General features: G+C 68.8%; 14 protein-coding genes. 5 read left to right on the forward strand and 9 right to left on the reverse strand.

What is annotated here, in order from left to right; all coding sequences use genetic code 11:
- Window positions 1-65 precede the first annotated feature (65 nt).
- The 6 genes from KUV67_04155 to KUV67_04180 all read right to left on the reverse strand — a co-directional run bounded on the left by KUV67_04155 (window position 66) and on the right by KUV67_04180 (window position 10453).
- Entirely contained in the window at window positions 66-1949 is a 1884-nt protein-coding gene (locus KUV67_04155) for a CRTAC1 family protein (protein ID MBY6204059.1), read from the reverse strand.
- Window positions 1942-4737 (reverse strand): tetratricopeptide repeat protein, encoded by a 2796-nt coding sequence (locus KUV67_04160; GenBank protein MBY6204060.1) that lies wholly within the window; start codon window positions 4735-4737, stop codon window positions 1942-1944. Before KUV67_04160 ends, KUV67_04155 begins: the two co-directional genes overlap by 8 nt.
- Entirely contained in the window at window positions 4737-8039 is a 3303-nt protein-coding gene (locus tag KUV67_04165; GenBank protein MBY6204061.1) for a tetratricopeptide repeat protein, read from the reverse strand. Before KUV67_04165 ends, KUV67_04160 begins: the two co-directional genes overlap by 1 nt.
- Entirely contained in the window at window positions 8036-9025 is a 990-nt protein-coding gene (locus KUV67_04170; GenBank protein ID MBY6204062.1) for a hypothetical protein, read from the reverse strand. Before KUV67_04170 ends, KUV67_04165 begins: the two co-directional genes overlap by 4 nt.
- A gap of 70 nt (window positions 9026-9095) precedes the next feature.
- On the reverse strand, window positions 9096-9626 hold the full coding sequence (locus KUV67_04175) for a DUF615 domain-containing protein (protein ID MBY6204063.1): 531 nt from the start codon (window positions 9624-9626) through the stop codon (window positions 9096-9098).
- Window positions 9623-10453, reverse strand: coding sequence for an enoyl-CoA hydratase/isomerase family protein (locus KUV67_04180; GenBank protein MBY6204064.1), 831 nt, complete (start codon window positions 10451-10453; stop codon window positions 9623-9625). Before KUV67_04180 ends, KUV67_04175 begins: the two co-directional genes overlap by 4 nt.
- A 157-nt stretch (window positions 10454-10610) precedes the next feature.
- Between KUV67_04180 and KUV67_04185 the strand changes: the two genes are divergently transcribed.
- Complete coding sequence (locus KUV67_04185; GenBank protein MBY6204065.1) at window positions 10611-11045, forward strand: host attachment protein; 435 nt, start codon at window positions 10611-10613, stop codon at window positions 11043-11045.
- Window positions 11046-11097: 52 nt separating this feature from the next.
- On the opposite strand, the gene KUV67_04190 is transcribed toward KUV67_04185, so the two are convergent.
- Together KUV67_04190 and KUV67_04195 are read right to left on the reverse strand one after the other, a co-directional pair.
- Window positions 11098-11640, reverse strand: coding sequence for a YaeQ family protein (locus KUV67_04190; protein MBY6204066.1), 543 nt, complete (start codon window positions 11638-11640; stop codon window positions 11098-11100).
- A 110-nt stretch (window positions 11641-11750) separates the two neighbouring features.
- A complete protein-coding gene (locus KUV67_04195; protein ID MBY6204067.1) occupies window positions 11751-13268 on the reverse strand; it encodes a hypothetical protein in 1518 nt (505 codons plus the stop codon).
- 247 nt (window positions 13269-13515) lie between these two features.
- Here KUV67_04195 and KUV67_04200 point away from each other — a divergent pair, with 247 nt between their 5' ends.
- From KUV67_04200 to KUV67_04215, 4 genes are all read left to right on the forward strand, one after another.
- A complete protein-coding gene (locus tag KUV67_04200; GenBank protein MBY6204068.1) occupies window positions 13516-14523 on the forward strand; it encodes a DUF2333 family protein in 1008 nt (335 codons plus the stop codon).
- 114 nt (window positions 14524-14637) lie between these two features.
- On the forward strand, window positions 14638-15624 hold the full coding sequence (locus KUV67_04205; GenBank protein MBY6204069.1) for an ABC transporter substrate-binding protein: 987 nt from the start codon (window positions 14638-14640) through the stop codon (window positions 15622-15624).
- Window positions 15621-17726 (forward strand): EAL domain-containing protein, encoded by a 2106-nt coding sequence (locus KUV67_04210; GenBank protein ID MBY6204070.1) that lies wholly within the window; start codon window positions 15621-15623, stop codon window positions 17724-17726. The genes KUV67_04205 and KUV67_04210 overlap by 4 nt, the downstream gene beginning before the upstream one ends.
- Before the next feature lie 125 nt (window positions 17727-17851).
- Window positions 17852-18634, forward strand: coding sequence for a ZIP family metal transporter (locus KUV67_04215; GenBank protein ID MBY6204071.1), 783 nt, complete (start codon window positions 17852-17854; stop codon window positions 18632-18634).
- 369 nt (window positions 18635-19003) lie between these two features.
- Here KUV67_04215 and KUV67_04220 read toward each other — a convergent pair whose 3' ends face one another.
- Window positions 19004-19510, reverse strand: coding sequence for a GtrA family protein (locus tag KUV67_04220; protein MBY6204072.1), 507 nt, complete (start codon window positions 19508-19510; stop codon window positions 19004-19006).
- Between the last annotated feature and the right edge of the window lie 29 nt (window positions 19511-19539).

The raw sequence follows: 19539 nt of genomic DNA on the forward strand, positions 1-19539 counted from the left end.
GCGGCGGCTCCTGTACAGACGACGTCGCGGCCGCCCGAAAGGTTCACGGCCGACCCGCCGGCCCGTCAGTCGATGGCGATGCGCAGTTCCCGGTCGGCGGGGACGCCGGTCCGCTCGCTCGTCGTGCCGTCGGGCCAGGTCACGGTGACCCGGTCGACGCGACCGATGTCGCCGAGGCCGAAGGTGGCGACGGGCTCGACCTGGGACAGGTAGCTGCGGGTCGGCATGATGGCGCGGACCTGGCGCCGGCCGCCGGCTTCGATCTCGATGCGTGCACCGATGCCGCGCGGGTTGCCCGGCGGGCCGTCGAGCGCAACGCGCAGCCAGCGCGCGCCGGCCTTCGATGGGTCGGGCGCTCGCTCGGACGATCCGCGGTCGAGCAGCATCGGCGGCCCGGCGATCTGGGTGACGACGACCTCGAGTTGCCCGTCGCCGTCGAAATCGAGGTAGATCGCGCCCCTACCGACCACGGGCCGCGCCAGGTCGCCGGTGGCCTCACTGGGCACCAGCACGAAGGGCGGCGCGCAGTCGGGCCCGCAGTTCCAGAACAACTGGGCCGGCTGGGCATAGCGTTGCGAGGCCTGGACCCGGTTGATCTCGTTCTCGACGTGGCCGTTGACCTGGAGGAAATCCAGCCGCCCGTCGAGGTCGTAGTCGATGAAGAACAGGCCGAAGGTCAGCGCCGCGCGCGACGGCGCGCCGATCCCTCGACCGATCGCCTCGTCGGCGAAGGAGACCCCGTCGCGGCTGACGTACAACGAGCTCATTTCGTTGGCGAAATTGCCGATCCCGATCGCCAGCGCCTGGTCGTCGATGAACTCCGCGTCGATGCCCATCGCACCGGTGGCCAGGCCGTTGCGGTCGAAGCCCAGGCCGAGCAGCGTGCCGGCTTCCTCGAAGGTACCGTCGCCCTTGTTCAGGTAGGCGAAATTGCGCACCGTGTCGTTGGCCACCATCACGTCGAGGTCGCCGTCGCGGTCGAGATCGGCCGGCATCAGCGCCAGGCCCTTGCCGACCGCCTCGCCGGTGGCCGGATTGGTCACGTGCAGCCCCGCCTCGAGGCCGACCTCTTCGAAGCGGCCAGCGCCGAGATTCCGGTAGAAGTACGGCTGGCTGCCGGCGAAGTTGCTCGGCGGGCCGTAGGCGCGACCGATGCCGGTCAGACGATAGTCCACTTCGAAGTCGATCTCGCGCGACCACTCGACGTAGTTGAGCACCATCAGGTCGAGGTCGCCGTCCGCATCGGCGTCGAAGAATCCGGCGCTGGTGCTCCAGGCCGCGTCGCTGCCCGCCACCCCCGCCGACCCGGTGGCGTTGACGAAGCCGTCGGCGCGATTCAGGAACAGCCGATTCGCTCCGACCGTGGTCAGGAAGATGTCGTCCCGCCCGTCGCCGTCCGCATCGCCGATCGCCGCGCCCATGCCGTAGCCGTGGGCGCCGGCCAGGCCGGTCTCTTCCGTGACCTCGACGAAGCGTCCGCCGTCGTTCCGGTAGAGCCGCAGCGTATCGACCGCCCGGCCGCCGGCGGACGACCCGGGCCACGGGCCGGAGTTGACGAACAGGAGGTCCGGATCGCGGTCGAGGTCGAAATCGATCACCGCGACACCGCCGCCCATGGTCTCGGGAAGCAGGCGGTCGCCGGTGGCGCCGTTGACATGGACGAAATCGATGCCGGCTTCGGCGGCGACGTCGCGATAGACCGCCGGCGGCGCGGCGCGGACCGGTGCGGTGCGCAGCAGGCGGCCCAGGTCCTGCTCGGGTTCGACGACCGGCTCGACCTCGCCGCCGGCGAGCCACGAGCGGAGCCCCCAGGCCGCGGCCGCGATCGTGAGGGCGGCCAGCAGGGCAATCAGCGACGCCCGGAACGCGACGCCGATGACGCGATCGTCGGCATCGCCCTCCTCGGCGAGTCCGTCCTCGAAGCCGCTCCGATCGTCGCGTTCAGTCATCCAGCGTCTCCCGCCGCTGTTCGACTTCGGGGGCGGTCAGGGGATAGGACGCGCGGCCCGGTCGATCCAGGTCCAGCACCACGACCGGGTCGGCCAGGTGGTCGGCGGCCGGATTCGCCCGCCGGGCGACGGCGATCGCTCGGTCGCGCGCGTTGTCGTCGACCCGGTATTTCTGATAGTCCGAAGCGTGCCGCCCGGCCCGCGCCGCGTTGCCGAGTTCGCGGTGGACGCGAGCCAGGTTGTAGTGCGCCTCGGCGTTCTCCGGGTCCTGGGCCAGGGCCCGGTCGAACCACCGGCCGGCCTCCTCCAGCGCGGCCCGTCGATCGGCCTCGCCCGCCTGTTGTCCGGCCACCTCCAGCCAGGTCACGCCGATCTGGTTGAGCAGCCGGTAGTCGCGCGAGAAGTCGAAGCCGCGCTGCCGGGCCTCGTTGAAGCGGGTCTCGGCCAGTGCCGTGAACTGCTCCAGCGCGTCGGCGAAGCGACCGCGCTCGAACAGCAGCCGGCCGGAGAACCACGCCAGGGACCAGGGCACGGGCGGCTCCTCGTGGGCGGCCGCGCGGGCCAGCGCGTCGCCGGCCTCGTCGAGTCGGCCCTCGGCCAGGTAGACCCGGGCCAGGTTCAATGGACCGTGGGCGCTGCCGAGCGCTTCGACGCGCCGGAACGCCTCCTCGGCCTGGCGCAGCTGGCGCCGGTCGGGCTTACGCAACAGCGCGATGCCGTAGTCGTTCCAGCGCTGCCACTCGGGGATGCCGACCGGCTCGGTCGAGGCCCCTTCGCCGTCGCCGACCGGAAAGGTCACCACGTCCTCGTCGATCACCGTGATCGGCAGGTGGTTGGCACGGAAGTCCTCGCCCTGCACGAGGGCCATGAGGGTCGCGTCGAACTTGCGGTAGTTCAGACGCACGCGCACCTCGAGCTCGCCGTCCAGGCCCTCGGGCACGTCGAGCCGATAGTGCACGACGTCGGCCGCGCCCGGCGGGATCTGGTGGTTGTACAGCGGGGTGAAGATGTCCTCGGCGTTGCGTCGGTCGATGCGGTTCCCGTCCCGGTCGAGCATGTAGACATTGACGAAATGGCTCCACGGGTCGACGCCGTGGCGCTCGGGATCGAGACCGCCCGACTGGCCGATCAGGCGGCCGTCGTGGCGCACCTCGACCTCGACCCAGACTTCGTTGGAGTCGGCCGTGCCCTGGGTGAACACGTGACCCAGGGTCAGCGTTCGCAGCACCGCCTCGAGCAGGTAGCTGCGACCGGCTTCGAGCGCCGGCACGTCCGGGCGCAGCGGACCGATCAACTCGCCGTCGATCTCGCCGTCGGCGCGCAGCGCGACCAGGTCGACGCGGACCGATCCGTCGAGAAAATCGCGATGGGCCTCGATCGTCGACGGCTCCAGCCCGAGCAGGTAGGGGATGGCCGTATTGGCGCTCGGAAAGAGGTGGTCGTGCACCGTCAGTCGCCCCGTCTCGTCGTTGCGGTCGGCGCCGAAGTCGTCGGACTCGATCAGCGGCATGTGGCAGCCGTTGCAGTTCGGCTGGCCCTCGGGCGGGTAGTAGAAGCTGGTCACGCCGTGGCCCGAGACGCCGCTGAGCAGGAACGAGTCGTAGTGGTTCTGGCCGCGCAGCCACTTGTACTGGTTCAGCTGTTCCGGCAGGTGGACCTTGTGGCAACTGCCGCAGAACTCCGGCGTCTCGTGCAGCGGTTTCAGGAAGGTCCGCTGGTGGAAGCCCGGGTTGGCCTTGATCAGCTGCGCGTTGACCCAGCGCAGGAAGGCGTTGTCGGACTGCGCGAAGGGGTAGTGGATCGGCTCCTCGATCGTGAAGTCGCCGTTGCCGCGCACGCTGTTGACGTGGGTGATGGCGTGGCAGCCGGTGCAGGTGATGCCCGCCTGCGAGGTCGGATCGTTGACATCGTCGTAGTCCGGGTCGTCGAAGGCGCCCGACAGGAGCGGCACGAGGTCGTGGCAGCCGGCGCAGAAGCGCGCGGCGTCCATGGTCCCGTCGATCTCCATCGAGTGCTGGCGCGTGTTGCGCACGGCGAACAGGTAGACCGGGTTGTTGAACGACGCGAACTTGTGGACGCTCTGGCTCCACTGCGCATGGGTATCGGCGTGGCAGCCCTGGCAGTAGCCGTCCATCATCAGCGTATCCGGCGGGATGAACTGGCCCGTCGCCGAACGCGTCAGCGCCGGCGTGAAATCGGCTTCGCCGAATTCGCCCGGACGGTTCCACTGGCGCGGGTCCTGCGCCTGCAATACGACGATCACGACGATGAACAGCGCGCCGGCCGCAGCGACCTTCAGCCCCATCCGCCAGCGGATGCGCGGTCCGGCGAGGCGATGCAGGACGAAGGCCCAGATCGCCAGCAGCGGCGTGACCACGTGGGCCCAGTAGGCGATGCTGCGGACCAGCGGGTCGCGCAGGTGGAAGAAGTCGAAGCGGACCAGCAGCAGGCCGGAGACCAGAAGCACCAGCACGATGCCCATCAGCCCCAGGCCTGCGTAGACGGCGCGGCGGTTCGGCCGGTTCCAGGCCCGCGCCGCATGGAGGCCCATGAACACCAGCAGCGGCACGATGATCGCCAGGCCGACCGCGAGGTGGAACAGGAACATCACCTGGTAGGCGTAGCCCTGGAACGTCGAACCGGTCCACCACTCGGTCAGCGTGACCGAGGCCAGGTAGCCGGAATTGACGCCGAGCAGGGCGAACGCGATCAGCACGGCGACCAGCAGGATGCGCAGGCGCGGACCGACGGCCTTGCGCGGACGCGGGCGGCGCGGTGCAGCGGTCATCAGAAGCCGCCCTTGTAGCGCGTCATGAACTCCGCGTGGAGTCGCTCGCGCTGCTCCGGATCGCCGACGCCGGGGGTGGACGGCAGCGGACCGACCCGGCCGCCCGTGTCCGTGTAGAGGTCCATGTCCTTGGCGAAGCCGCGGATATCGAGAACGACCACGCGGCGCGCGCCGGCGGCCGGCGGCGGCGCGGCGAAGGCCAGGTCCAGCTCCTCACCCGGCCCGATCAGGGCCAGCGCGTCGTCGGCCGCCTCGACCAGCGGATCGACCGGACCCAGCCGCGTGTAGTAGCCCTCCGGGTACTCGGTGTCCCAGAACGCCGACCGACGCTGGTAGTCGTACCAGGGCCGCCGCTGCGCCAGCGTCGTGCGCCGGGCGAAGCCGGTCTTGGCCAGCCGCGCCCGCTCGGACGCCACGCGGTGCACGGCCAACAGCGCGTCGCCCGGATATTCGGCGTAGATCACGCCCAACTGGTCCCAGTAGATCTCGAGGTTGGAGCGCAGGCGCAGCGCAGTGGTCCCGGGCGGCAGGGCGTCGAGGGGCAGCGCCATCTCGCGCGGCATGCCGGCCGGGTAGCCGAAGTGCGCGTGGACGACCTGCCATCCCCGCTCCGTACGGGCTTCCAGGGTCGGTGCACGGTAGGCTTCGCCGGCCTGCCAGGCGGCGAACACGGTCTGCGAGTACGGGTATTCGACCCAGCCGAAGGCCTTGAGCACGGGGCGGGTGCCCGCCGGGTTGATCACCCGCCCGAACTCCAGTGTCAGCACGTGTTCGTCGGCGAGCAAACCGAGGAAGCGGGGATCGCGGGGCCCCGGGGGCGCCGCGTCGAAGTCGGCCGATGACAGGCTGGCCAGCACGTTCTCGCCGCGGTCGTTGTGGGCCCGGACCGGCGCCAGCACGGCGTCGTCGCGATAGAACAGGGGCGCCCCGCTGACCGTCGGTTCGCCGGTCTGCATCCGCTCGTCGAGGACCAGGTTCCAGCCCGCGGCCAGGTCGTAGAGATTCAGCCGGGCGGTGTCGATGTAGGCGATTTCCTGCATCGGCTCGGCGATCTTCAGCCGATAGACGTCGCCGTCGGGCTGCATGGTGCCGTCGGGGAAACGGAAGAATTCCCACGGGCGCGGCTCGGCGTAGCGGCCCGGCTCGAACAGGAAGCCGATGCCGCCGACCCCGAGCACATCGCTGACGAACTCGAAGCCGTCCCCGTCGAAGGCGAACAGCACCGGGCAGCTGGACAGCTGGCGCTGGTATTCGGCGATCGCATGCACTTCGCCGCCGGCCAGCGCCATCTCGGTCTGGAGCACACCGTCGGTCCACTGCAGGCGCACGAAATCGGCACGCGCGGCACCGCCGAGGCCGATCGCGATCGGCTGCAGGCTCTGGCCCCGCGCCGAGTGGTTGCCGTAGGCATCGACCCGGGTCCACCGGTCGCCGACCCGGAGCAGGAGCTCGGTGCCGATGCCCGATGGATTCGATCGCATGCCGTCGGCGGCGTCGGAGCGGCCGCTCGGTGCGATCGCCAGGAAGCCGTGCCGGCCGGGACCGGCGGGCCACTGCGTCAGCACGCCGGCCGAACCGTCGGCGACGAGGCCGACCAGCGCCGGACCGCGTGCCGGGTCGATCAGCACAGGTACCAGTGCGCGGAGCGCAACCGCTTCCTCGGCCAGCACTTCGACCTCGCCGTCGGCGACGGCATGAATGCGGAACCCGTCGCCGTCGTGCAGCAGCAGGTCCGGCCGGCCGTCGCCGTCGAAGTCCTGTACGGCAAGACCGGCGTGAGCCGGATCGCGGCTCGCGTCTTCGACCAGCATCCGGGGCGACCAGTCGCCCGCGTCGTCGGGCTGCCATTCGAGCAGGTCGCCGGCCGCGTCGATCGTGAACAGGTGATTGCGCCCGCGCGCGTCGAGATCCCCCGCGACCACCGCGGTCACCGGGTGCGACCGGAAGGCATCGAAACCTTCGGCCTCCCGGTACTGCCAGAGGCGATCGTTGACCAGCACCTGGTGCGGCGGCTGGGCCTGGAGCGTGACCAGGTCCGCGTCGCCGTCGCCGTCGAGGTCGGTGGCCAGCACCTGCGACGAAGGCCGGGCCGGGCCAGCCAGCAGCGGCTCGGCGTCGTCGGCCAGGCGGCGCCAGCTGCCGTCGAGATTGTTCGACAGGAGCTCGTTGGGACCGTCGGCGTTGGCCAACCACCAGTCCAGGTCGCCGTCGTGGTCGGCGTCCAGGGCGGCCACGTCGGCGCAGGCGCCGCTATCGTCCAGCACATCCTCGGCGGCCGGCGTCCAGTTCGTCCCGCTGCGCTGCAGCATCCGGTTCTCACCGGCGCGGCAGAGATACACGGCGAGGTCGTCCGATACGTCGGGCACACCCCAGGCGACGGCGTCGACGTCGGCAATGCCGGCCAGCGGGTGGTCCTCGACGCGTTCGAACGCGCCGTCGCGCTGCAGCCAGACCTCGGTCCCGGCGCCGCTGCCGGCGGCCAGCAGCAGGTCCTGGGCGCCGTCGCCGTCGATGTCGGCGGTGGTCAGGCTGGCCGGTCGCCCGACCGCATCGATGCGGCCGTGCCGGAGCGGCTCGGCGAACAGCGGACCGGTCGGGGCGTCGTCCGGACGTGCCCGCTCGCTTCGGCCGACGGCCCGGGCCTCGGCCAGCGGGCCCATGCGCGTGTAGCGGAACTCGGCCAGGTGGGCGCGCGGATTGTCGGCGAAGCGCTGGTAGTCGGCCAGCATCACGCGCGCGGCGTCGGCATCGCCGAGCTGGCGCAGGCTGAGGGCGGCCCCGTAGTAGGCGCTGCGCAGGTACGGATCCAGATCGATCGCGGCGCGGTAGAGCGCAAGCGCGTCGTCGTGGCGGCCGAGCTGGGCCAGCGCCTGGGCGGCGAAGTAGGCCACGTGCGGATCGTCGGGCCGCGTTTCGCGCACGGTCGAGAACCGCGCCAGGGCGGTCTCCGCGTCGCCGAGGTAGAAATGCATCAGGCCGGCGACGTAGGCAGCCGAGGGGTTGCCGGGATCGTCGGCCAGCACCGCCTCCGCCATGGCCAGCGCGCGTCGCTCATCGCCCTCGTTCTGGCGATTCAGGGTGGCGATCGCCTCGTTGACGCGCACCTCGTGCCAGTCCGGGCGCGCCGCGGTCAGTTCGGCGAAGATCGCGCGCGCCTCCTCGTTGCGGTACTGCCCCATCAGCGCCACGCCCTCGTTGTTCCGGACGATCTCGGCGTCCGTCGGGCCGTGGTCGCCGCCGCAGCCGGCCAGCGCGGCCGCGAGCAGCAGCAGGGCGAAGGCGTGGACGATCCGACGCGTCATTCGATGCCGTCGTCCAGTCGCGAGCGAGCCTCGGCGATGCGCTCGTTCAGGGAATCGATCGAGATCGCGCCGGGCCCGGCGGGCGCCAGGTAGTCGCGGCTCATGTAGCCATGCGCGGAGCTCCGCAGGTGGCTGCGCATGTCGTGGCCGCGTCGGCGCTCGCGCTCGGCCCGCAGCGCGTCGATGTCGATCGGGGCGACGACCACCTTCTCGCCGGGCCCGGGGTCGGCCTGGGCCAGGATGCGGCCGTCGTAGTCCACCGCCATGCTGCCGCCGGGCCAGGAGAACGGCGGGTAGTGCTCCATTCGCGCGCCCTGGTTGGCGGCAAGCACGTACGCGGTGTTCTCGAGCGCGCGGGTCCGATTGACCATCGTCCACCAGTCCATCGGCTGCTGGGTTCCCCAGGGGTCCATGTACGCCGACACGCGGATCAGCACCTCGGCGCCGCGGAAAGCCAGTTCACGGATCGTCTCCGGAAACAGCCAGTCGTAGCAGATCGCCACGCCCAGTCTGCCGATGTCGGTGTCGACCACGGGAAAGATGTCGTCGGGGTAGTCCGGCAGGTCGTGCGGGCTGGTGTGGACCTCCCACGGAATCCAGGTGTTGAGCTTGCGGTACTTGGCCAGCAAGCCGCCCGGCCCGACCAGCGCGGTCGTGTTGAACACGGCCCCGGGGAAGCGATCGTCCCGCTCGAGGAAGGACCCGGTCTGGATGTAGCAGCCGTACTTCGCGGCCAGCCTTGCATAGGCCTCCGTGTGCTCGTTGGGCAGTTCCACCGCGAGATCGGCATGCAACTTTGCCGGGTCGTCGTGGATCGGCACGGCGTGCGCGAACTCCGGAAACGCCAGCAGGCGCACGTCGAAGAACGGCTCGTAGCCGACGATCGTCTGCTCGGCGATTTCGCACATGCGGCGGGTCCGCTCCGCGATCTGGTCGCGGTGCCGGGGCGCCGGGAAATCGGTCTGGCAAGCGGCTGCGTAGTACAAGGAATGGGCCTGCGGGGCGTGTTCGGACCAGCTCCGGAAGCATAGCACCGAGACGACCGGAGTCGCGCTTTCAGCCGGCCTGGTCCCTGAGGAAACGGAACAACGTTCGATAGTTCTTTCCATGCCGCTGTTCGGGGTCCTCCACACCGCCTTCCCGGCGCGCGGCCCGGACCAGGCTGCGCAGCTGCTGGACGTCGCAGTCGGGATGTTCTTCGACGAACGCGGTGACCGCGGCATCGTCCTCGATCAACCGCTCGCGCCAGCGCTCGACGCGATGCAGCGCCGCGGCATCGGCCTGCGACCCGGCCTCTCGAGCCTCCACCGCAGCGCGGATCGGCGCCGGGTCGATCCGGCGCATCTGCTTGCCGAGGTACTGGAGCTCGCGTTTCTTCGCCCCGTGCTTGCGGATGGCGTTGTAGCGCTCGATCGATTCGCGCAGCGCCTCGGGCAGGTCCAGGGCCGCGCGGTCGGCCTCGGGCAAGCCCGCCAGCGCCCGACCGAGCTCGCGCAGCTCGAGGGCCTCGTTCTTGCGCTGGGTCTTGCTGGGCTCGCCGCTGCGCTCGTCGCCCGGTTCCGGGGCGTCGGTCCGATGGTCGCTCATCGGCCCTTGAACTCCGGCGCGCGTTTTTCCATGAAGGCCTTCATCGCCTCGGCGAAATCCTCGGACTGCATCAGCATGCCGTTGAGCGTTGCCGCCTCGCGGTTGGCGGACCTCACCGAGCCCGCGATCCGCCCGTCGAGTACCTGGCGGATTCCGGCCACGACCAGCGGCGGGTTGGCCGCGATCCGCTCGGCCCGGGCCAGCGCCTCGGCGCGCAGCGTGTCGCGGTCGCCGTAGACATGATTGACCAGCCCGATCTCGCGCGCGGTGCCTGCATCGATCGGCTCGCCGGTCAGCGCCAGCTCGCGGGTCCAGCCCTCGCCGACCAGGAACGGCAAGCGGCCCAGCCCGCCGAGGTCCGCGACCATGCCGACCTGGACTTCCTTCAGCGCGAAGCGCGCATCGTTCGTCGCCAGACGGATGTCGCACGCAGAGATCAACTCGATGCCGGCGCCGATGCACCAGCCGTCGATCGCGGCCACGACCGGCAAGCGACCCGCAGCCAGCGCATCGAAGCCGCGCACCATGGTGGCCGCCTGATCGGCGATCGCCGACCTGCCCGCCGCCCCGCCCTCGAGCATCGGCCCGATCCCGGCGGCCATGCCCTGCAGGTCCAGGCCGTAGCAGAAGTGCTCGCCGTCGCCGGTCAGCAGCAGGCAGCGCACGGAGCGATCGGCCTGCAGTTCGGCCACGACCTCGGGAAACTCGCGCCAGAAGTCCGGGCCCATCGCATTCCCGTGCCCCGGACCCGTCAGGGCGATCTCGGCGACATGGACCGCGGGCCGCTCGATGCGGACGGAGCGGTGCTCGGTGCTGGAGGAACTCATCGGAAACGGTCTCCGGGGGCCGGAGACCGAGTGTACCGGGTTCTCAGGGGGACTCGAAGCCGTCAAGGAACAACGTGCCAGCAGGATTGCGGGCCCTTGCCGGAAACCCTCCGATCGTTTGTTAACGTAGGAACGCACACACAGCGAAGAGGCCATCATGAGCAAGCAGTGGATTCTGGTCGCCGAATCGGCACGCGCGCGCCTGTTCGTCCGCGCAGCACCGCGCGGGGCGCTTCGGGAAATCGAGGACTTCGATCACCCCGATTCGCGGAAGAAGGGCCATGAACTGGAAACCGATCGCAGCGGCGCGGTGGACCAGTCCCACGGTCATGCGCTGTCGGATTCGCGCGAAAAGGGCGCCGCGCAGCGCATCGAGGCCGAGACCTTCGCGCGGCAATTGGCCGACCACCTGAGAACGGCGCGCGGCCGCAACGAGTTCGAGCAACTCGTGCTGATCGCGGACCCCCGCTTCCTCGGCATGCTTCGCGACCACCTCGACGACGCCACGCGCGATTGCGTGGTGGCGAGCATCGACAAGAACCTGGTCGGCGAATCGGTCGAGCGCATCAAGGACGAGATCGACGACATCTGACGAGCGCGCGCCTGCTCGGCCTCGATGCAGCGAGGCGGCAAGGCGACCCCGTTCAGTCGCCCTCGGCCCGCTTGATCCACTCGAGCGGCAGTTCGTGCTGGCCGGCCGCGTCACCGACGTACAGCACGTCGTCGGCGATCATCAGCGACCAGTCGATCTTGCGCGGCAGGTCAGCGGCCAGCGTCCCGACCTCCGGCGGCAGCGCCGCGATCTCCAGGCCGGGCAGCTGCGCCACCCGCGGCACGACCGATTCGCGCCAGACTTCGACCGGGCCGTAGGCCAGCACCGACGCCCGCGGATGGTGACGCGCGCTGCGCGTCATGCGGTCGGCGTCGGGACGGCCGACGTCGATCCAGTGCTCGACCTGTCCGTCGAGTGAATGCCGCCACAAGGCCGGCTCGTCGACCTCCGACAGACCGCGGCCGAAGGCCAGGCGCTCGTCCCACCACAGGCCCCAGGCCAGCAGGCGGGCCGTCATGCGCAGTTCGGTCTCCGAGGGATGACGTGCCACGGTGAACGAATGCTCGCCATAGTTCCCGCGATCCGTGTCGCTCAGCGAAATCCGGACCCGGTACGGCGTCGAACTCAGGGCCATGAGCAAGGCTCCGACGCCGATTCACGGCGGTGTTGAAGAACGAGCGGGCGCCCGGCTGGCCGGGCGCCCGCAGGATGAGGGGCAACGCCTCCGCGTCGAAGCACGCCCCCTCAGCGGCAGAAATCGTCCTCGGTCTCGTAGATTCGCTCGATCTGGAACTCGCCGGAGCCGAAGCCGGTGGTCGACGTGAACGTCACCGTCGCCTCGTTGCACGAATCGAAGCGGATGTACATCCGGCCCCAGGGCTCGATATTGATCGTGCCGTTGTTGAACCCGGTCTGGCGGATCTGCTCGAAGGTCGGCCCATCGGTCTTGAACAGGTCCATGCCGACGTCGTTGTCGGGGAAGTCCTGTGCCGTGCCGATCATCCACTGCTGCGTGCCATCGTCATCGTAGGTGAACCAGATCGCGACCAGCTGGTTCCGATCGGTGACGTCGATCATGAAGCCTTCCGCGGCGCGGTTCACGACCGTCCAGTTGCCGCCGAGTCCGCGGCGACGGACGTTGCTGTCCGACGGCGTGGCCAGGATGGCAACGCGGTCACGACGGAAGGTGTCGACCGGAGGCGTCGTTCCGTTCGTCTGCGTAATGTCCGAGCAGCTGCCGGTTCCGATGTCGTAGAACAGCGTACTGCCGGCCGGCTGCTCGCGAATCCGGTGGGTGAAGGTCACGTCCGTGCCGACGCCGACCGGCGCGTTGCGGAAATCGAAGGTCTGCGGTAGCTCGTCGGAGGGGTCCTCGATCGTGAAGGCCGCCGCCTCGGCACCGATGATCGCGCCGTCGTACTGGTCCTGGCGGGCGATCAGCTCGACCACGTAGAAGCCCGGCGTGCTGGCCGAGTAGGTCAGCGTGACGCGGCCCAGGCCGTCGCTCGGATAGTTCTCGAGAATGATGCCCCGGGTCACCGCATCGCCTCCACCACCGGCCGGGCAGTCGTAGAGCGGCGGCACGGGCGGCGGCGTCGAGGCAACGATTTCGGCGACCAGGCCATCGGCGAACGTGCCGCTGGTCGCGTCGCGATCACCGGCAAACAGGCCCTTGGTGTCCGCGTCGCCGGCCACGGCATCGGTCTCGAAGGACGCGCCCAGCGGACAGCCCTCCACGGTGATGTCCAGCAACAGGTTGTCGCCCTCGTCGCCGAAGTCGAAGCCACCGCCGTCGACGACCAGCAGGTCGAAGGGATTCGGTCCCGTACCGCTGGTTCCGGCGAACAGTTCGAGGTCGGCGTTCCAGACCACGCGCCGGTCGAGGCCGACGTTTTCGTCGAAGTCCGTGCTCATGGTCCCGGCCGTACGGTTCGTCGACGAGAGGGTGATGACCGCATTCTGCAGCGTCAGCGGCCCGACCGGCGATTCCGCCCCGTCGAGGCGGAACGCGATCGAACCGATGGTGCCGAAGAGTCCCTGGTCACCGTTGAAGATCTGCTGGTACCGGAACCCGTTGGCGCAGGCCGTGGCGTCTCCGAACGGCAGCGCGCTGCTCGAATCGCCCTCGGTGTCCTCGAGGCCGTTCGGCACGGTGAACACGGCGACGGCGGCGAACGCCGGCGCCTGCAATGCGACAAGCAGCGTCCCGAGCCCGAAACGGACGGGACGACTCGATCTGCTGGAACGAGTGGTGGCTCCCATGATTCGATTCTCCTGTTCGACTCCACGCTAGGGTCCGGACACTCCGTACCGGACGTGCACCGGGCGGCGGGCGCGGTCACCGTCGCCAACGCTCCCCCGGACGCGCAAAGGTAGCACCGGCGGAACCGATCCGCCAGACATTCGCGCGCCGCCGGAGCGAACGAGGGCGGTGAAATCGGGACTTCCGGCACTTGCCCTTCCCCCCCGTTGCCCGTCAATGTGGAGGGCTATCGCCCGGGAAACGCCCATGCCCCTGATGCAGACCCTGATCGGAACCGGCCGGCGGCGCTGGATCACGCTCGCCGCCGCCGCCGTGCTGGCGCTGTGCGCCGTGTACCTGTTCTGGCTGGATCACGAACCGGATCCGTTCGACCCGCTGGTCCGCGCCGAGGCCCGGGCCGAGCGCGCCGGTCATGACGTGGTCACCGGCTACGTGACCACCAGCGCGCTGATCGATGTGATGGACACGCTGCTGAACAAGCGAGGCGGCTACCTGAACAACGACCTCATGCCGCCGTGGATCGTTCTCGACAACATGCCGTCCTGGGAGATCGGGGTGATCTACCAGGCCCGGGACCTCGCCCGGACGCTCCGCAACGACTTCAGCCGCTCGCAGACCCAGTCGGCCGAGGACCGGGCGCTGGCGATTGCCGATCCGCAGTTCAGCTTCGACTACGGCTCCTGGTGGCTGCCTTCGACCGAGGGCGAATATCGCGAGGGCATCGAGCAGCTGGAAGACTACCTGGATCGCCTGGGCTCCCCCGACGGCGAGGCGCGCTTCTACGATCGAGCGGACAACCTGCGCGAGTACCTGGCGCTGGTGGAGAAACGGCTGGGCAACATGGGCCAGCAGCTGTCGGCCAGCGTGGGCGACCGTCGACGCAATACGGACCTTTCCGGCGACGCCGCCGCGCGCCCTTCCAGCGACCTGGGGCGGGAAGTCCGGGTCAAGACGCCGTGGTTGCGAATCGACAACGTGTTCTACGAGGCGCGTGGGACGACCTGGGCGCTGATCCACTTCCTCAAGGCGCTGGACCACGATTTCGCGGCCGTGCTTCGCGACAAGAATGCCGAGGCCAGCCTCGACCAGATCATCCGGGAACTCGAAGCCAGCCAGCGGCCGGTCCGGAGTCCGGTCATCCTCAATGGTGGCGGCTTCGGCATGTTCGCGAACCACTCGCTGGTCATGGCCAATTACATTGCCCGCGCCAACGCGGCGGTCATCGACCTGCGGCGGCTGCTCGAGCAGGGCTGACGCGGCGGGGGCAGGAAGGGTCGGGCCGCAGGAATGCACTCCGGCGGTCTGATAGGCTGGCTACAGCGAAGATCGTGCCCGTTCGCGGAATGCCGGCACGCAGGGGAGGAACGAATGGATCGACCGTCCACCAGGGCCTGGCGCAAACCGGTCGGCGTGCTTGCCGTGTGGTTTCTAGCCGCCTTCCTCGCGGCCTGCGGGTCGCCCGAGCCCCCGATCCGCGTCGCGACCCTGCCGTGGCCGCCCTACGACCTCGTGCATCTTGCGGCAACTCTCGACCGGCTCGACCCGGGGCAGGTCGAACTGGTCGAATTCCAGACCCCGGCCGAGGCCGTCCGTGCCTTCCGCTACGACCTCGTCGACGCCATGCTGGTCACCAGTCACTTCGCGCTCAGCACCGCCGCCGAGCGGCCGGACAGCCGCATCGTCTATTTCATCGACGTCAGCCTGGGCGGCGATGCGCTCCTTGCACGGCCGGCGATCGAGTCCGGCGACGAGCTCCGGGGCGGACGGATCGGCGTCGAGGCCGCGCCGCTCGGCACCTATACGCTGATCCGGGCGCTCGACCACCTGGCGATCGGCCGGGACGAAGTGGAGATCGTCCAGATCGACACCCCCGACCAGGCCGAAGCGTTCCTGGCCGCCGAAGTCGACGCGGTCGTGACCTACGAACCGACTCGTTCGCTGCTGCTCGCAGAAGGCGCGAACTCCCTGTTCGACAGCGAGCAGATTCCCTTCGAGATCATCGACGTCGTGGTGACCCGCGAGTCGGTCATCGATGAACGAAGCGATGCGCTCGCGGAGCTGGTCCGGGCATTCGACCGCGGCCTGGCCACCTGGCGCGAGCGACCGCAATTCACCGCCGAGGAACTCGCGCGGCGATACGCACTGGACCCCGATGAAATCCGGTTCGGCCTGGACTCGGTCGCCCTGTACGGCCTGGCGGAGAACCGGGGCATCTTCGACGACCCGGACGGTGCCGTCCTGCGCGGCCTGACCGAGCAATGCCGCGTCATGCTGCGCGAGGGCCTGCTGGCCTCCCAGCCCTCGACCGAGCGACTCCTGGACCGTCGCATCGTCGACCGGGCCCTGGCGCAATGACGCTTCGCCTGCCGCTTCGCTTCGTCGTCCCGCTGCTGATCCTGGCCGTGGGGGCGATGATCCTGACCTCGGCCTGGACCTTCGAGCTGCGAGCGATGAACCAGAGCCTGCTGGCCGTCTCCGACCAGCAGCTCCGGTCGAATGCGTCCTTCATCGCTGCAGAGGTCGAAGCGGCCGTTCGCAATCGTAACTTCGGTGAAGCACGCGCGGCACTGGAGCGGGCCATCGCGATTCCCAGCCTGCGGTCGATCCACCTGGTCGACCCCGACGGCACGATCCGCTTTTCGTCGATGCGGGCCCTGGCCGGGAAGACCTTTACGGAGGAACCGGAGACGCGCCAACTCCATCTCGAGGTTCCGTTCGGTCCAGGCAACAGCGTGACCGTCCACACCGACCCGGATCGTGCACGGCTGGTCGGGCGTTTCCCGGTGCAGATGCGCGCCGAGCCGGGCGAGCTGATGCCGGTGCGCTCCGGCGCGCTCTATCTCGTCCACGACCTATCGGACATGCTGGCCGAGCACCGGGCCGCACTGAATCTCCGGATGGTTCGGCGCACGGTGCTGCTGGTGACCATCGCGATCGGGTTCTGGCTGCTGCTTCGCCGGCTGCTGCTGACCCGCATCGACCGCCTGATCCGCACCACGCGCGAGGTTGCCCAGGGGAAATTCGATGTCAAGTTCGACGACCGGGGACGCGACGAGCTCAGCGACCTGGCGCGCGAACTCGACCGCATGACCGCCGGACTCCGCGACCAGGCGGAGCATCTGAGCTACCTGGCCGATCACGACGCGGTGACCGGACTGCTGAATCGCGTCGGATTCGAAGCCGCGACCGAAGTGGCGCTCGCCGATGCGCGTACGCGGCGAAGCCACTTCGCCATCTGCCTGCTCGACATCGACAGTCTTCGCGTGATCAACGACACCCAGGGCCACCTTGCCGGCGACGAGCTGCTGCGGGACTTCGCCGGCCTGCTCGAAGACGCGCTTCCCGACGCGCTGGCCATCGCCCGCGTCGGCGGCGACGAATTCGCGGCCCTGATCGACGTCGACCACGGCGAACCGCTGGACACGGTCGGCCGTCACATCGCCGAGCACATCCGCGCGTTCCGTTTCGAGCGCAAGGGCGAACGATTCGGAATCCAGGCCTCGACCGGGATCATCGCTCTGACGCCGGAGATCCGCGACTCCGGAGAAGCCCTTAGCGCAGCCGATGCGGCTTGCTACCGGGCCAAGGAAAAGCAACGGGGCAGCATTCACATCGGTTCCGCCGACGCCATGCGCAGCGACCTCATGGAAGGCAGCATGCGCTGGGTCAGCCGGATTCACGAGGCGCTCGACGAGGACCGCCTGGAGCTCCATGCCCAGCGAATCGAAGCGATCGGCGATGGCGATCACTCCCTGCATTTCGAGGTGCTGGTACGGATGCGCGACCGCGATGGTTCGCTGATCGAGCCGAGCCAGTTTCTGAGCTCGGCGGAACGCTACAACCTCGTTGGCCGGATCGACCGCTGGGTGATCGCCAGAACGCTCGAATGGCTCGACCGGAATCACGACGCACTGGAGCGCATCGCGACCTGTTCGATCAACCTGTCGGGACTCAGCCTCGCCGACCCCGGCCTGTTGTCCGAGGTTTCCGATCGCCTGGCCCGTCACCCGCGGATCGACCCGGCCATCCTGTGCTTCGAAGTGACCGAGACCGCCGCGATCCGGAATCTCGACCAGGCCAACGGTTTCATCGTCCGCATGCGCAGAATCGGCTGCCGATTCGCTCTCGACGATTTCGGTACCGGCCTGTCGTCGTTCGAGTACATCAAGCGCCTGCCCGTCGACATGATCAAGATCGACGGCATGTTCGTGCGCGACATCGTCACGGATCCGGTCGATCGCGCCATTGTCAAGGCGATCCATGAAATCGCCAGCGAAGTCGGTATGTGGACCATCGCCGAGTTCGTCGAAAGCGACGAGATCCTCGAAGCCCTCCGCTCGATCGGCGTGCATTTCGTCCAGGGGTTCGGCATCGCGCGTCCCGTACCCATCGACGACGTCCTCGTGGCGACCGCGAACGGCGACGATGCTGCGCCGCAGCGTCGCTCGGCCGACTGAGCGCCCATTCCGTCGCGGACTGCAAACCGGGAGCTCGGTGCAATGTGCTGCGTCCCGCTTTCGCCGGACGGGTTCACACGCGATCGGCATGCTGGGGTTCCCTCGACGGCTGCACCGGACGACCCATGACGAACGCGGAACTGATCTGGCTGGGTTTCATCGCCAGCCTGCTGGCCGGGCTGGGCACGGCCGTCGGCGCCCTGGGCGTGGTCGCGGTCCGACGGCTGTCGCCGAAGCTCGAGGATGCGCTGCTCAGCGCGGCCGCGGGCATCATGCTGGCGGCGTCCTTCTTTTCGCTGCTGCTGCCGGCGATCGGCTACGGCGAGCAGTATTTCGGCGGCACCCAGCGTGCGGTACTGGTGGTGACCGCCGGCCTGCTTGCCGGCGCCATCGCGCTGCACCTCGTTCATCGCTTCGTTCCGCACGAACACTTCGTCATCGGCCGCGAGGGCCCGGACGTCGACACGGTGAGCCGGATCTGGTTGTTCATCATCGCCATCACCCTGCACAACTTTCCCGAGGGCATGGCGGTGGGCGTCGGCTTTGCCGGCAACGACATCGACAACGGCATCTCGCTGGCCACCGGCATCGGGCTGCAGAACATTCCCGAAGGTCTGGCGGTCGCCGTTTCATTGCTGGCCGTCGGATACTCGCGGCTCGCGGCGTTCTCGGTCGGGGCGCTGACCGGCCTGGCCGAGCCCATCGGCGGCCTGTTCGGTGCCGCCGCGGTCTCCCTGGCCGGCCCGATGATGCCGTTCACCCTCGGCTTCGCCGCCGGTGCGATGCTGTTCATCATCTCCGACGAGATCATCCCCGAGACCCACCGCCGGGGCTACGAGACCATCGCCACCTTCTCCCTGCTCGGCGGCTTCGCGGTGATGATGTTCCTGGACGCCACCTTGGGGTAGAAAAACTCGATTGACCGCAGATGAACGCAGATGAACGCGGATCTGGAACAGCAGCCCATGGATAGAAACAGCTTTGGCCTCAGGCGACGGTAAGAGCAGGTCGAAATAGACAGAAAAAATTCAACCGCAGATTACGCAGATAAACGCAGATAAGGAAAAGAAACCCCGAAACCTTGGAGCCGGGGGCAGACTCGACCGTGGTTGCAAGTTTTCATCCGCGTCCATCTGCGTTCATCTGCGGTAGAAGTCGTTCCTGCGTCGACGCGCGCTGAGCGCTCAATCATTGCCGGCACCGAGCTCGCACCCTTCACTGGTGGAAGGTTTTCATCTGCGGTAGAAGTCGTTCTTGATTCGACACGCACTGAGCGCTCAATCGCTGCGAGCACCGAAGACGTGTTTCTTCGACATCCAGAAGTTGAAGCACATGCCGACCACCCCGCCGACCCACACCCCGAGCAGCGGCGCGATCGCGGCGGCAAGGCCGCGGACCTCCAGCCGGTCGGCCAGGGTGACGATCAACGCATAGACGGCCAGGTTGAGCGCGCCGCCGAACGCGTGGACGCTGAAGAAGCGGAGCAGCTCGTCCCACAGCACCCGGCCGCGCTCCAGGTGGTGGAACGTGAAATAGCGATTGAGGATATAGCCGGCGCACATCGCGGCGAAGTAGGAGATCAGCCGCGCCGTATAGACGTTGAACGGCGGCAGGTCCTTGAGCAGGTACAACAGGCCGGCGTCGAGAATCGCGATGGTTCCACCCACGCAGGCGAAACGCACGAAGGTCGCCCGGGAACTCGAGGACTTCGCAACGCGCAGGAGCAGATTGGATTCGTCGGAAGAAGCGATCGGGATGCTCGACATGGACCGGACAGCGCGCATTCTAATCGACTCGGAGTTGACCGATTCGG

Origin of the sequence: Halomonas denitrificans, assembly GCA_019800895.1 — a bacterium.
GTDB lineage: Bacteria > Pseudomonadota > Gammaproteobacteria > Xanthomonadales > Wenzhouxiangellaceae.

Excerpts from the sequence above, each read along its gene's own strand:
- KUV67_04180 (MBY6204064.1), bottom strand. The coding sequence starts at position 10,453 with ATGAGTTCCTCCAGCACCGAGCACCGCTCCGTCCGCATCGAGCGGCCC.
- KUV67_04165 (MBY6204061.1), bottom strand. The coding sequence starts at position 8,039 with ATGACGCGTCGGATCGTCCACGCCTTCGCCCTGCTGCTGCTCGCGGCC.
- KUV67_04200 (MBY6204068.1), top strand. The coding sequence starts at position 13,516 with ATGCCCCTGATGCAGACCCTGATCGGAACCGGCCGGCGGCGCTGGATC.
- KUV67_04190 (MBY6204066.1), bottom strand. The coding sequence starts at position 11,640 with ATGGCCCTGAGTTCGACGCCGTACCGGGTCCGGATTTCGCTGAGCGAC.
- KUV67_04185 (MBY6204065.1), top strand. The coding sequence starts at position 10,611 with ATGAGCAAGCAGTGGATTCTGGTCGCCGAATCGGCACGCGCGCGCCTG.
- KUV67_04205 (MBY6204069.1), top strand. The coding sequence starts at position 14,638 with ATGGATCGACCGTCCACCAGGGCCTGGCGCAAACCGGTCGGCGTGCTT.
- KUV67_04155 (MBY6204059.1), bottom strand. The coding sequence starts at position 1,949 with ATGACTGAACGCGACGATCGGAGCGGCTTCGAGGACGGACTCGCCGAG.
- KUV67_04160 (MBY6204060.1), bottom strand. The coding sequence starts at position 4,737 with ATGACCGCTGCACCGCGCCGCCCGCGTCCGCGCAAGGCCGTCGGTCCG.
- KUV67_04215 (MBY6204071.1), top strand. The coding sequence starts at position 17,852 with ATGACGAACGCGGAACTGATCTGGCTGGGTTTCATCGCCAGCCTGCTG.
- KUV67_04220 (MBY6204072.1), bottom strand. The coding sequence starts at position 19,510 with ATGCGCGCTGTCCGGTCCATGTCGAGCATCCCGATCGCTTCTTCCGAC.
- KUV67_04175 (MBY6204063.1), bottom strand. The coding sequence starts at position 9,626 with ATGAGCGACCATCGGACCGACGCCCCGGAACCGGGCGACGAGCGCAGC.
- KUV67_04195 (MBY6204067.1), bottom strand. The coding sequence starts at position 13,268 with ATGGGAGCCACCACTCGTTCCAGCAGATCGAGTCGTCCCGTCCGTTTC.
- KUV67_04210 (MBY6204070.1), top strand. The coding sequence starts at position 15,621 with ATGACGCTTCGCCTGCCGCTTCGCTTCGTCGTCCCGCTGCTGATCCTG.